General features: G+C 68.8%; 12 protein-coding genes. 3 read left to right on the plus strand and 9 right to left on the minus strand.

Annotation, left to right across the window (positions count from 1 at the left end; translation table 11 throughout):
• Positions 1–85 precede the first annotated feature (85 nt).
• Positions 86–1423 (minus strand): lipase family protein, encoded by a 1338-nt coding sequence (locus NFL01S_RS13720; RefSeq protein ID WP_062975126.1) that lies wholly within the window; start codon positions 1421–1423, stop codon positions 86–88.
• 194 nt (positions 1424–1617) lie between these two features.
• Between NFL01S_RS13720 and NFL01S_RS13725 the strand changes: the two genes are divergently transcribed.
• Positions 1618–2289 (plus strand): TetR/AcrR family transcriptional regulator, encoded by a 672-nt coding sequence (locus tag NFL01S_RS13725; RefSeq protein WP_062975128.1) that lies wholly within the window; start codon positions 1618–1620, stop codon positions 2287–2289.
• A gap of 39 nt (positions 2290–2328) precedes the next feature.
• Here NFL01S_RS13725 and NFL01S_RS35410 read toward each other — a convergent pair whose 3' ends face one another.
• The 5 genes from NFL01S_RS35410 to NFL01S_RS13745 all read right to left on the minus strand — a co-directional run bounded on the left by NFL01S_RS35410 (position 2329) and on the right by NFL01S_RS13745 (position 6692).
• Positions 2329–2496 carry a hypothetical protein gene (locus tag NFL01S_RS35410; RefSeq protein ID WP_157116517.1) on the minus strand — a complete coding sequence of 56 codons (168 nt, stop codon included), beginning with the start codon at positions 2494–2496 and terminating at the stop codon, positions 2329–2331.
• Positions 2497–2693: 197 nt separating this feature from the next.
• Complete coding sequence (locus tag NFL01S_RS13730; RefSeq protein ID WP_062975130.1) at positions 2694–3020, minus strand: histone-like nucleoid-structuring protein Lsr2; 327 nt, start codon at positions 3018–3020, stop codon at positions 2694–2696.
• 169 nt (positions 3021–3189) lie between these two features.
• Positions 3190–3501, minus strand: coding sequence for a DUF1801 domain-containing protein (locus tag NFL01S_RS13735; protein WP_062975132.1), 312 nt, complete (start codon positions 3499–3501; stop codon positions 3190–3192).
• Positions 3498–5174 carry a bifunctional 3'-5' exonuclease/DNA polymerase gene (locus tag NFL01S_RS13740; protein ID WP_245670683.1) on the minus strand — a complete coding sequence of 559 codons (1677 nt, stop codon included), beginning with the start codon at positions 5172–5174 and terminating at the stop codon, positions 3498–3500. Before NFL01S_RS13740 ends, NFL01S_RS13735 begins: the two co-directional genes overlap by 4 nt.
• Before the next feature lie 549 nt (positions 5175–5723).
• Positions 5724–6692 (minus strand): Acg family FMN-binding oxidoreductase, encoded by a 969-nt coding sequence (locus tag NFL01S_RS13745; RefSeq protein ID WP_062975134.1) that lies wholly within the window; start codon positions 6690–6692, stop codon positions 5724–5726.
• A gap of 475 nt (positions 6693–7167) precedes the next feature.
• Between NFL01S_RS13745 and NFL01S_RS13750 the strand changes: the two genes are divergently transcribed.
• Positions 7168–8358 (plus strand): DoxX family protein, encoded by a 1191-nt coding sequence (locus tag NFL01S_RS13750; protein ID WP_063915939.1) that lies wholly within the window; start codon positions 7168–7170, stop codon positions 8356–8358.
• 112 nt (positions 8359–8470) lie between these two features.
• Here the strand turns inward: NFL01S_RS13750 and NFL01S_RS13755 are convergent, their stop codons facing one another.
• The 3 genes from NFL01S_RS13755 to NFL01S_RS13765 form a co-directional block, all read right to left on the minus strand.
• Complete coding sequence (locus tag NFL01S_RS13755; RefSeq protein ID WP_062975136.1) at positions 8471–8842, minus strand: VOC family protein; 372 nt, start codon at positions 8840–8842, stop codon at positions 8471–8473.
• A 101-nt stretch (positions 8843–8943) separates the two neighbouring features.
• Complete coding sequence (locus NFL01S_RS13760) at positions 8944–9444, minus strand: hypothetical protein (RefSeq protein ID WP_062975138.1); 501 nt, start codon at positions 9442–9444, stop codon at positions 8944–8946.
• Positions 9445–9559: 115 nt separating this feature from the next.
• Entirely contained in the window at positions 9560–11605 is a 2046-nt protein-coding gene (locus NFL01S_RS13765; RefSeq protein ID WP_157116519.1) for an MMPL family transporter, read from the minus strand.
• A gap of 87 nt (positions 11606–11692) precedes the next feature.
• On the opposite strand from NFL01S_RS13765, the gene NFL01S_RS13770 reads away from it, so the two are divergent.
• The gene (locus tag NFL01S_RS13770; RefSeq protein WP_245670684.1) at positions 11693–12205 is read left to right on the plus strand and encodes a MarR family winged helix-turn-helix transcriptional regulator; all 513 of its coding nucleotides are present in this window, start codon (positions 11693–11695) and stop codon (positions 12203–12205) included.
• The last annotated feature ends 36 nt before the right edge of the window (positions 12206–12241 follow it).

The raw sequence follows: 12241 nt of genomic DNA on the forward strand, positions 1-12241 counted from the left end.
TCGATACGACGGAGCCCTACGCCGCGCGGGCGGGAACCCGCACGCCACTTCCGCGCGCGGGCGCACTATGTTCCGGGGGCCGGAATCAGTCGATGGTGCAGCCCTGGACGGGTTTTCCCGCCAGCCGGTCCAGGAGATAGGTGATGGCGTTGTCGGGCCCGAATCCGTCGATCAACTCCGGGCCGAAATGATTGGGGATGGTGGTCCCGGGCAGCAGCGGCGGCAGCTCGTTCGTCCGGAATTCGACCGTCGCCCTCTTGGCGCACCAGTCGTCGGCCAGTTGCCGGGCCTGGTCGTAGGGGACGGTGTCGTCGTTGCGTCCGCTGGTGATCAGCACCGGTGTCGCCGGTGTCAGAGTGCCCACCCGCAGGTCGGCCAGAGCCGGAACGGCTTCCGGGATCGCCTGCAGGTGGGTGCCGAGCGGTTGGCCGTCGCGCGTGAGCGAGCTGGTCTTCAGGAACGGGTAGCGGGTGATGATATCGCCGATACAGGCGTCACTCAGCGCTGCCAGGGTGTCGCGACCGTGCCGGCTGGTCACCCGGTCGACCGCTTTTTCCAGGTCGGGATAGCGCGCCAGCAATCCGTTGACGGCGAAACCGATCGCCCCGCCGATGAGGGCCCCGTCGATCCGCTCGAGGATCGCGGCCAGATCCGCCACCGGACCACCCGCCCAGGTGCCCTTCAGGTTCAACTCGGGCGCGTACTCGGGCTGCATCTCCGCCGCCGCCGCGACGGCCCCGCCCCCCTGGGAGTAACCCCAGAACACCAGCGGCGTATCGGGACCGGTGCCGGCGAGAGTGTTGGCCGCGCGCGCACCGTCGAGGACGGCATGCGCTTCCTCGATCCGGTTCGCGTAGGTGTGGATACCCGGCGTTCCCAACCCGACGTAGTCGGTCACCAGTACGCGCGCGCCGAGGCGACTCCACACCGCCGACGACGGCAGCTCCTGATTCGCGGACAAGGACGGCGAGGGGTCGGCGGTGATCGTGAGCCCCGTCGAGAAGGCCTTCGACATGGCGCACCGGTCGCCCTGGCCCGCTGTACCGGGACCGATCACGACAGTCGGCCGCGGACCGGCCCCCAGCCACGGCCCCGCGGCATCGATATAGGTCCCGGTGACCGCGACCGGCGATCCGTCCTGCAACCGGGTGGTGTACATGATGTGTTCCGCTTTGCCCGGCCACCCCTGCTCGGAGGGCAGAGTGGCCAGCAGCGACATCGGCTGGGTCCGGATCACGCTGCCGGGCTCGGCCGGGATCTGCGCGGGCGGACTGTAGAACTCGCCGGGCGCGGCCGCGGCCTCGGGTTGCCGGGCCGTCACCGCTGCTACCGCAACGGCGCAGGCGACGGCCACTACGGCCGCAACCGTCCGAGTGCCCCGTGGCAGCGCTCTCCGCCGGGAATTCCGCCCATGCTGATCCATCGATACCTCTCCATAACCTTGCACCCGGAGCCCCTTGGAGAGTGGCCCGGGTCGCACAGCCGTGCCCCGATGAAGCACGTCACAGCTGCGGCGTACCGGACAGTAACATAGTTACCCGGACGGTCCATACCGTCGCGCGGGCACCGCGCCGGTCCGGCTCGCACCGAGAAGCCCGAAATCGCTACCGTGGACCTGTGAGTCCAGCACCGAAGGCAACGGCAGCCGACCAGATCATCGACGTTGTCCTCCACCTGCTGGAAACCGAAGGATTCGAAGCCGTCCAACTCCGCGAAGTCGCCCGGCGCGCACACGTATCACTGGCCACCGTGTACAAGCATTTCGCCGACCGCGACGAAATGATCGTCGCCGCGGTCGAGCACTGGATGGCCACCCACAGTTTCACCGCCATGCAGCGACCGCAGCCGGGCGAATCGCTGTACGCCGGGCTGATGCGGGTCCTCGGATACGTCTTCCAGCCGTGGGAGCGCAACCCCCGAATGCTGGAGGCCTACCACCGCGCCCGCACCGGCCCCTGCGGACACCGGCTCGACGCCCAGGGCGTCGCGGCAATGCAACCGATCCTCACCGCCCTCTTCGAGCGAGCGGACCCCACCTATGTCGAAGACATATCCCTGGTGCTGAACAACCTCACCTACGCACTGATCGGACGCTTCGCCGACCACAACCTCGAGATCACCGAAATTCTGCCCATCCTCGACCGCGCGGTCCACCGCCTCACCCACGACAACCGCGCCGACGCAGCGGCCGCCGTATCAGGCGGAGGGCACCGGGAATCCGGTCCCGACTCGACGGTGATCGCCTCGCTCGCAACGCCTTTCCGGGCAGCGGACCGAACACAGGACTGATCCGCTCCCCACCCCTGCCGCCGCCCGGGCGACCGCCGGCTACGAACGATGGATCACCGCAGCACACCACGCCGGGAAGAAGATCTGGGCGGCACCCCGGCTGCTGACCACCACGGACCATGCCCCGGGTATCTCCGCGTTCACGGAGACCACCCGCGCGTCCCGGTCGTGCGTTACGCCACCGCAGAGCCGTCCGACCGGCACCATCGGACGATGGTTCGCGACCCCTCACAGTCCGGGCGACCGTGGTGCGTGCCGGCACTCGTAAGCGTCCGGTCCGGACGCGTCACCCGAAACGTCAACGGCGGTGGACATATGGTGACCGACAGGCCGACGGCCGTGCTCGACTCCGCCCTGGCGACCGCGGCCGAGTCGAGACGACGCAGCACGAGACATCGATGCGATCAACTCACGGCGCGCTGATAGGCCTCCTGCACAGCAGCGGGGATACGGCCGCGGTCCGGTATATCGTGACCGTTGTTCCGTGCCCACTCACGCACGGTTTTCGCGTCCTTCGACCGTCCGGCGACAACCCCTTTGAGCCGCCCGCGACCGCCGGTTCTCCGGGCGAACGGCACCCACTTCGCCATACTCGCACGGAACTCCCGGGCATTCGCCTCGGTCAGATCGATCTCGTACAGCACTCCGTCGATCCCGAACGACACAGTCTCCGCTGCCGCGGACTCGCCGTCCAGATCATCGACCACAGTGACAACAACTTTTCGCGCCACGCTCCATACCTCCACTCACCGACCCGCACGGATCACCCAAACTTCCCGCGGCACAGTAGCAGTCACCGATATCTGGCATCATGAGCAACGCCGGGCGAGCCGCCGATCCGAAAACCACGCCACCGCAGCGGTGTCGAGCCTCGGCTGAGCGTTTCGACGCGACGGAGGGCTAGAGGCTGCTGCTCGCCTTCGTCAGAAGCCCGGCGAGCCGGTCGTAGTCGACGGCCCCGCCCTCGGTGATATCGGCGGTCTTGCGCTCACCGTTGCCCATGGACCTGAGCACTCCCTTGACCGGCTCGATCTCCGTGGCGTTGAACATCATGAACGACACTTTGTTCTTCGCCGCATGGATCAATGCCGCATGGTGCCCGTTCTTCAGGAAATGCCGTTTGCCGTATCGGATCTGCGCTTCGACGCCGGGGATCGTCGTGTGGACCATGGCGCGCAACCGGCGGCGCACATCGACAACTGCGCCGTTCACGAGATCAGCGCGCCGGCCGAGCCCTGACCGGCGTCCCCGTAGCACTCCACGACTGCCGTCGAGAACGGAAACCGCACCGGCGACACCCCGAAAGCCAGCCGGCCCGCGGTATCGGCTGCCGTGGAGATCATTTCCGTGATCCGCGCGGCCTCGTCGTGCGGACAGTGCACGATCACCTCGTCGTGTTGGAAGAAGACCAGCTCGGCACGGAGCCCGGCACGGGCTATCGCATGGCGTAGACCCGCCAGGACCAGCAGAGCCCATTCGGCAGCGCTGCCCTGCACCACGAAGTTGCGGGTGAAACGGCCCCGGGCACGCGCGGCCGAGGTGGTGCGGTATTCGCGGCCGCCCGGCATCTCCTGCCGGTCCGGGGATTCGGCCGATACCGGCGGGCACGTCCGGCCGAGCCAGGTACGCACCAACCGGCCCTCTTCACCGGCCCGCGCCGCTTCGTCGACGTAGGCCACGGCAGCCGGATACCGGCTCCGCAAGCCGGCCAGATGGGTCAGGGCGTCGCCGGAGGTCTGGCCGTAGACGGCACCCAGGAGCGCGAGTTTGGCCTGCGCACGGTCGCCACCGAAGCCACGGGCCGCCAGGTCCGCATACAGATCATCGACCCGCCCTGCCGCCTGCATGAGTCCTGGGTCGCGCGAGACGGCGGCGAGTATCCGCGGCTCCAACTGGTCGGCGTCGGCAACCACCAGGCACCAGCCCGGGTCCGCGCGGATGGCCCGGCGGATCACTTTCGGAATCTGCAGGGCCCCAACGCCATTGGTAGTCCAGCGACCGGAAACCGTGCCGCCGGGGAGATATTCGGGACGGAAGCGTCCGCCGTGCACCCACTGTTCCAGCCAGGACCAGCCGTGCGCGGTGTAGAGGCGATACAGGGTTTTATAGGCCAGTATCGGCTCCACCGCCGGATGTTCGATGCGTTGCAGCTCCCACTTGCGCGTGGAAGACAACTCGATTCCAGCGCGAGCGAAGGCCCTGATGATGTCGCTGGGCAGGTCGGGCCGGACCCTGGCCCCGAACGCCCGCGATACTTCGTCGGCCAGTTCCGTCATCCGGCGGGGTTGCGCCCCGCCGGGATAACGTTCACCCAGCAGCGTATCCAGCAGCTCGCGGTGGAGATCGGCTCGCCACGGGATACCGGACCGCGACATCTCCGCGGCGACCAGCATGCCCGCCGATTCCGCGGCCAGCAGCAATCGCATCCGCTCCGGATGTTCGGTGGCCGCGGTGCGGGCGAGCTGGCCCGCGTAGACCTCGAGCAGGGCGGTGAATTCGTCCGTTCCGACGGGCAACGGTACCGGGCCGGACTCGAACAGCGACGGTTGGAGCTCGGCAGCCCGCGCCGGAGCATCCGGTGGCACCGGCAGGCCGTGCAGGCGAGCCCAGGCAGCCGCCAAGGACCGGGCCTGGCCGGCCTGCCCCTCCTCGTACCCGATCAGTACTGCCTCCGCGGCTTCCACGTCGTAACAACGCTCGACCCACACCCCCGCCGCCAGGAGCGATCGGTAGATACCGGCAGTGCAACGCCACACCCACCTCTCGACTTCGGGACGCTTCCGCACCGCCTCGGCGAGCGACCGCTCGTGGACCACAGCTCCCGCGGGCCGCCCGTCCGGACCGAGCGGACACAGCACCGCACCACCGTCATCCGACTCCGCCACCGCCCACCGCACGTCCTGAGTCTTACATCGGCGTCCGACAATCTGGGAAGAGTCCATCACGGTCGGACTAATAGCTGAATGCGCATATCCAGGTATCGGCACATGATCAACTCGGCCGCGGTGCAACACCAGGTCCCGGCAGGTACGGCACCGATCCCGGATCGCGCAGGGCCAGGCCGGCCCAGGCCACGCAGCAGGCCTGCAAGCAGGCCCGGCACAACGCAAAACCGAGCTCGACCGGCACAGAGCGAAGCCGACCGGTCGCCCGATCTCTCGCGCGACCACGACGGCAACTGCCGCAGTCGGCGCAGTCGTTCGGTAGCCGACCACTCGGCCCGTTCCGGGGCACGCTCGGTATCGACGACGGGCGGTACAGCCACCTCCCGGTCGACGGTGGCGGCGGCGGAACCGGCGGGGCAGCATCGGAGCGGCGCGAATCCCGATGGACGCAGCAATCGAGCGTCGTGAACCCTATGTGCCATCCGATCGGGATGCCTGGACCGGTCCCCCACCACCGGCGAAGGCAGGGACGCCCCCGGCGACCACAAGTCAGGCGGCCGTCACGTCCGATACCGGGCGGCGCGGGGTTTCGGCGAGCGGTGCCGCGCTACCGGACGCCCAGCCGACGCGCACCATTGCCTGCGGGTAGGCGCAGTCGTGCAGGAGTCCGGTGCGGATCTCCCGCCGGGAATCGAGCATGCCGAGCGGTTCGGTTTGCAGACTCGTCGCCAGGCCGAGTCCGGTCGCGGTCAGCAGGAGGGCACTGATCGCTTCGCCCGCGCGCAATTGGGCGCGGCGATCGTCACGGGGTGTGCCCACGACCAGCCATTGGGCACCGTCGGGTCGATCGGCGGGGTCCAGCAGAGCAGGCTCGGCAAAGCTGCGTACCGGGACCTCGTCGCTGCGACGGGGTGCCGGCGCGTTCCGGGATGGAACACCGTCGGCGGTGCGGCCGGGACCGCTCCAGCGGGCGATCTCCGCTTGGTAGACGGGGTCGGCACTGTGTACTTCGGCGGCGTGGCGCATGGGTTCGGCCAGACGCGGAAGAAAAGAGTCCGGAACCTGCCGGACCGCGGCACCGTAGGCACAGACCTGACCGGCGAGTGCGCGGATATGCCCGGCGGGGACAGGCCGGGGCAGGTAGCGGCGGCGGTCGGTGCGCCGCAGGAGGATGGCGGCGGCTTGCTCGATCTGGGCATCGGTGGGCCGCTGCGGCGCGGTGTGCACAGTGGCCAGATGGCGGGGTTCGGCGGGGTCCGGGCAGTATTCCACGCTCGTCGACCAATTCATCGCGGCCAGCGCGATACGCAGGTGGTGTAGTGCCGCGCCACAACTGATGATCAGGGCCCGCTGGTAGGGGTCGGTGGCGGTGAGGTGGCGGCCGGGATCGGCGAAGAGCTGGATGCCGGTGGGAGTCGGTCGCCATCGCCACGGCTGGGTGTTGTGGACGGACGGCGCTCGGACGGCGAGACCGAGGGCGATATCGAGGGTCTCACCATCCGGGATCGCGGCGAACATTTGTGATGTGTCCTTCCGGTCACAGAACTGGTTTGCGGAGGTGGTTGCCGCTACCCGCCGGCCGGGGAAACCGGCGCCCGGCCGACGGCGTGATCACCGCGGCACGCCGTCGGTGAACCGCGGCCGCGACGGCGATTGTGCTGGTCCCGAGGGTAGACATTCGCGCCGGAGCCGGCATCGGGATATCGGCCGGATATCCGGGATTCGCCTTCGGCCCGGCATATCGCAGGGCGGGATTCCGCAGTGCACCAGGAGATTCCGGACGTGTCCGCGTACCTTGCCCGGTAGCGGCCCACAGGTGTGATGTTGGCCATGGCCGCCGCGGCGCGGGATCCCCCGGGCGCCGCGCCCGCGACACGCGTGAGGCCGCGCTGTTTCCCGTACCGAATGCCGGGTAGATCGCCAGTACGCTGGGCAACCTCCCCTGGTTTCCGGCTGTGACAGATGCGATACACCGAGGAAAGGGACGCATACCATGCTGATACGTCGGCTTGCCCGGCCGCTGCTGGCGAGTACGTTCGTCGCGAACGGCGTCGAAACCCTGATGCATCCGCAATCACGGGTACAAGAAGCGTCGAACCTGGTGGTGAAAGGGCAGGAATCGCTGCCGTCGAATATCGCATCGTCGCTCCCCTCCGACCCGGACACGATGGTCAAGGTGACCGCGGCCGTCCAGATCGCGGGCGGCACGCTGCTGGCGCTGGGGAAAGCACCGCGCCCCGCGGCGCTGGCCCTGGCGGCGACGGTGGTTCCGGCGACGGTCACCGAACAGAATTTCTGGGCCGAAACCGACCCGGCCCGCAAGGCCGCGAAGCGGACCGCGTTCCTGAAGGATATGGGTCTGCTGGGCGGGCTGATGATCGCCGCGGCGGATACCGCGGGCAAACCGTCGCTGGGCTGGCGGGGCCGGCGGGCTGCCCGCAGGGCCGCGGCCACGGTCGGCGGGGCGCTACCGGTCGGCGCGTCCGGGCGTAACGGGTCCGGTGAGGCGGTGCGTCACCAGTTGCAACAGGCTGCCGAGCGCGGCCAAGAGGTCGCGGGCACCGCGGCGAGCCGAGGCCAGGAACTGGCGGGCGCCGTCGCCGGTAAGGGGGCCGAGCTGGCCGAGCTGACCCGCGAGCGCGGCCCGGATTGGGCCGAAGCGGCCAAGCACCGCGGGTCCGAGTGGGCCGATATCGCCAGGCACCGCGGCAGTGAACTGGCCGAGGTCGCGAAACATCGGGGCGGTGAGCTGGCCGATACCGTGCAGACCCGCGGGCCCGGGTGGACCGAAGCCGCCAAGGGCCGCGCCGCCGAGATCGGCGATATCGCCAAGCACTGCAGCGGCGAATTGGCCGATACGGCTCAGGCGCGGGGCCCGGTATGGGCCGAGACGGCGAAGCAGCGGGCGGCGAGGCTGGCCGATGCCGCCAGGCACCGGGGCGAGGAAGTCGCCGAGACCGCGAAACATCGCGGCAACGAACTCGCCGGGACCGCCCAGACCAAGGGCCCGGTGTTGACCGAGGCCGCCAAGAAGCGGGCGGCCGGCCTCGCCGACTATTCGAAGAACCGGGGCGGTGAACTGGGCGCGGCCGCCAAGGAGCAGCGTGCCCAGCTGAAGAAGCAGCGGGCGCAGCTGGAGAAGGCCTACCGGAAGGGCAGGGCGGACGCGGCGAAACATCGCTGAGTCGATACGCGAGTGCCCGGGCACGGGGATCGTCCCCGGGCACTCGGCGGATCGGAACGAAACGGAGCGCGACCGCTCCGACCGGGCAGACCGTGCCGCCGCGGACAGGCGGTTACTCGGGCCGGACCAAGCAGAAAGTATGTCCCACCGGATCCGTGTACACCCGGAAGCTGTCCGTGGCCTGGATAAGGGTGGCGCCGAGTGCGAGCACAGCGGATTGGGCGACCTCCATATCGCTGACCCGGATATCCAGGTGGATCTGCTGGGATCCCGCCGGGTCGGGGAACTGCGGCGGCCGGTACTTCGGGGAGAGCTGGAAGGCCAGGCGGCGACCTTGTGGGTCGGTCATGGCCACCCAGGCGCCGTCGCTTTCCGGCCGGACGATCTCGCCGCCGAGCAGGCCGCGATAGAACTCGGCCAGTTTCCACGGGTCCGGGCAGTCCAGAACAACTGTGCGCAACCCCTCGATACCTTCGGCAGCCATCGGCGCCCCGCCTTCCACACCCGGGCAACGGTCATGGCGTACCCGGGCCGGCGCCGGGGAAACGTCACCGACCCCCGGCTCGCCGGCCGGATCGTCACCGGTCAGGGAGTTGCCGCGACCACCTCGTAGACTTCACCCGCGGCCGCGGTGAGCAACCGTTCGGCCATCTCCTGCTTGAGCACCGTCAGCCGGGCCTCGTCTGCGGAGGTCCGGCCAGTTTTCGCGCCGAGTGCGATGAATTCGTCGGTGACGAATCCCGCATCACGCAGCTGCACCCGCACGGTCCTGCCTCGGTAGCCGAATTCCCAGACATACCGAGCGAGCGTGGTGCCGCGGGAGGTCGCCGCGAGTTCGGAGTCGATGGTGAAACGGTCTCCCGTGACGGCCCGCAGCGTCATCTCGATGGCGTCCCGGCCGCCCGGGCCGGGAAACGCGGTGCGAACGGTGACCTCACGGCGTTCGACCTCGCCGAGTACCGCGACGGCCTGCTGCATGGCGCGGTAGGCGTGGGCGACACCGCCCGGGAATCCGGGGCCGTGGTACTTCATCATGTCGGCATACGAAAAAGTCAGCGGCACACCGTTTTCGTGGACGGTCAGCATAAATCCTTCTTTCACTGGTCGCCCAGTCGTCGAACAGACCGAGGGGTGATGCAGCACCACCCCGAGGCCACCCAGGCTAGCCTTACCTACTCCACCAGTGTCAAGCGGGCCCGTTTCACTTGTGTGCGAGCGTGTTCGGCCACCACACCTTCGGCCCGACAACGGTGAACAGCGCCGGAATGACCACCGTGCGCACCAGGAACGTGTCCAGCACGATGCCGATACCGACGATGATGCCGAGCTGGGTGAGCGTGATCAGCGGCAGCACACCGAGAACACAGAACACCGCGGCGAGCACGATGCCCGCACTGGTGATCACCGCACCCGTCGCCGAAACCGCGCGCACCATACCGCCGACCGTGCCGTGGCCCGGGGTTTCCTCGCGGGCCCTGGTCACCAGGAAGATGGTGTAGTCGACGCCCAGCGCCACCAGGAAGAGGAAGGCGAACAGTGGTGTCGTGGTGTCCAATGCCGGAAAGCCGAACAGATGGGTGCCGACCAGGCTGCCGAGCCCGAGAGCCGCGAGAGCACTCAGCACGGTGACCGCGATCAGCAGCACGGCGGCAGGGACGGCCCGCAGCAACACCAGCAGCACCGCGAAGACCACCACCAGAATGAGTGGGATGACCAGGAACTGATCACTGCGGGCGGCATCGCGGGTATCGAGTGCTCGAGCGTCACTGCCGCCGACCAGCGCTTCCGCCGCAGGCACATCGGCCAGCGCCGCACGCATCTGCTCGATGGTGCCGAAGGCCTGCGCGGATTCCGGCGCGGCCTCGAGTGTGACCATCCACTGGTCGGTACCCGCATGGCTACCGGCGGGGTTCACCGCCGAGATCGCCGGAACGGCCGACAAGGCCCGGCGAACCTCCTCGGCGGTCCCCTGACGGGCCAGCACGATCGTCGGATCGGACGATCCCGACGGGAAATGCGCGGCCAAGGTATCGAAACCGTCGACCGATTCCGCCTCGACCCGGAATTGCTCGGTCTGCGACAACCCGATGGACACACCGAAGAGACCGGCGCAGCAGCCGAGCAGGACCACGATCGCGGCCGACGAGACCGCCACCGGCCGGGCCACCACCCAGGTCGCGATCCGATGCCAGACGCCTCGCTCGGTGATGTCGTCCTCGCGCAACCGGGGAACGAACGGCCAGAACACGTTCCGGCCGCACAGCGCGAGCGCGGGCGGCAGTGCCACCAGCACGAAGACCACGGCGACCAGCAGTCCGGCCGCAGCCATCAATCCCAGCGACCGGGTGTTCGGCAGGGTCGCCAGCAGCAGGGTGCACAGCGCGAGGACCACGGTGATATTGCTGGCCAGGATCGCCGGGCCGGCGCGGCGGACCGCTTCGTACAGCGCCTGCCGATGGTCGCGGTAGCCGTGCAGTTCGTCGCGATAACGGGAGATCAGCAACAACGCGTAATTCGTTCCGGCACCGAAGACGAGGACACTGGTGATACCCGAGGTGGAGCCGTCGAAGCTGAGGCCGGTGAGCTGCGCCAGCGCGGTACCGACGCCGATGGCCGTCCGGTCGGCGATACCGATCACCAGCAGCGGGATCAGCCACAGCACCGGGGACCGGTACGTGATGATCAGCAACAGTGCGACCACCGATGCGGTGACCGCCAGCAGAGTGATGTCCGCACCGGCGAACGAATCGGCGATATCGGCACCGAACGCGGGACCGCCGGTGATCTGCATGGTCAGTCCGGGCGGGGTCTGCTGTGCCGCCACCACGCGGAGCCGGTCGATCTCCTCGGTGAGGGTTTCGCCGCTGAGTTCGGCCGAAACGCTCGCCCGCCCCAGTGCGGCCGCACCGTCGGGCGAGGCAACGAGCCCGGGGCCGCCTGCCTCGGTACCCGCGACCTTGCCGACCGCCGTCTCGGCCGCCGCGAGGTCCGCCTCGGAGAGCAGGCCGCCGTCGGCCCGGCTGACCACGACGATGACCGGGGCGTCGGCACCCCCCGGGAATTCGGCCACCGCCGCCTTCACCCGCGCGGATTCCGACGATTCCGGGAGCGACGTCGGCGCCCGGCCGGCGTCGTCGTTGCTACCGGCCCCGAGAATCGCCGCGCAGGCGGCAAGGACGACAACGACGAGTAGCCACCACGAACGACGGCCGGTGACCAGTGCGGCATAGCGCTCCCACGCATTCACCCGCCCAACTATTTCAGAAACTTAAATAATACGCAAAACGCCGACTACACTCGGTGCGCCCGATCAGAACAGGGAGGACACCCGAGCGTGACACCAGCAGGCGAAACGACCGATATCGCGGCGCGTATCTCGGCCGAGACCGATATCGCCACCGATATCCGCGCGCTCACCGCGATCTCCGAGCAGATCGCCCACCTCTTCGCCCATTCGCATGCGCTGCGCAGTACCGATTTCCGCGCGCTCATGCATATCGCCACCGCCGACGCCGAAGGGCGGCCGCTCACCGCGGGACGACTCCGCGAACTCATGGGTCTGTCCCCCGCCGCCATCACCTACCTGGTGGAACGGATGATCGCCTCCGGCCATATCGAGCGCGAGATCGATTCCCGCGACCGCAGGCGGGTTCTGCTGCACTACGCCGAACACGGGATGGCGGTGGCCGGCGAATTCTTCGGCCCGCTCGGCGTACGCACCCGCACCGCCATGACCGACCTGCCGACCGGCGACCTGCGCGCCGCCCACCGCGTACTCCAGGCCGTGGTCGCCGCCATGCGGGAACACCACATCACCCTGACCGAACAGCGGCCGACCGGTCGCTGAGCACGGGCAGACCACTGATTGTGACGGTGGCGGGCG

This window comes from Nocardia flavorosea NBRC 108225 (genome assembly GCF_001613385.1).
Lineage (GTDB): Bacteria > Actinomycetota > Actinomycetes > Mycobacteriales > Mycobacteriaceae > Nocardia > Nocardia flavorosea.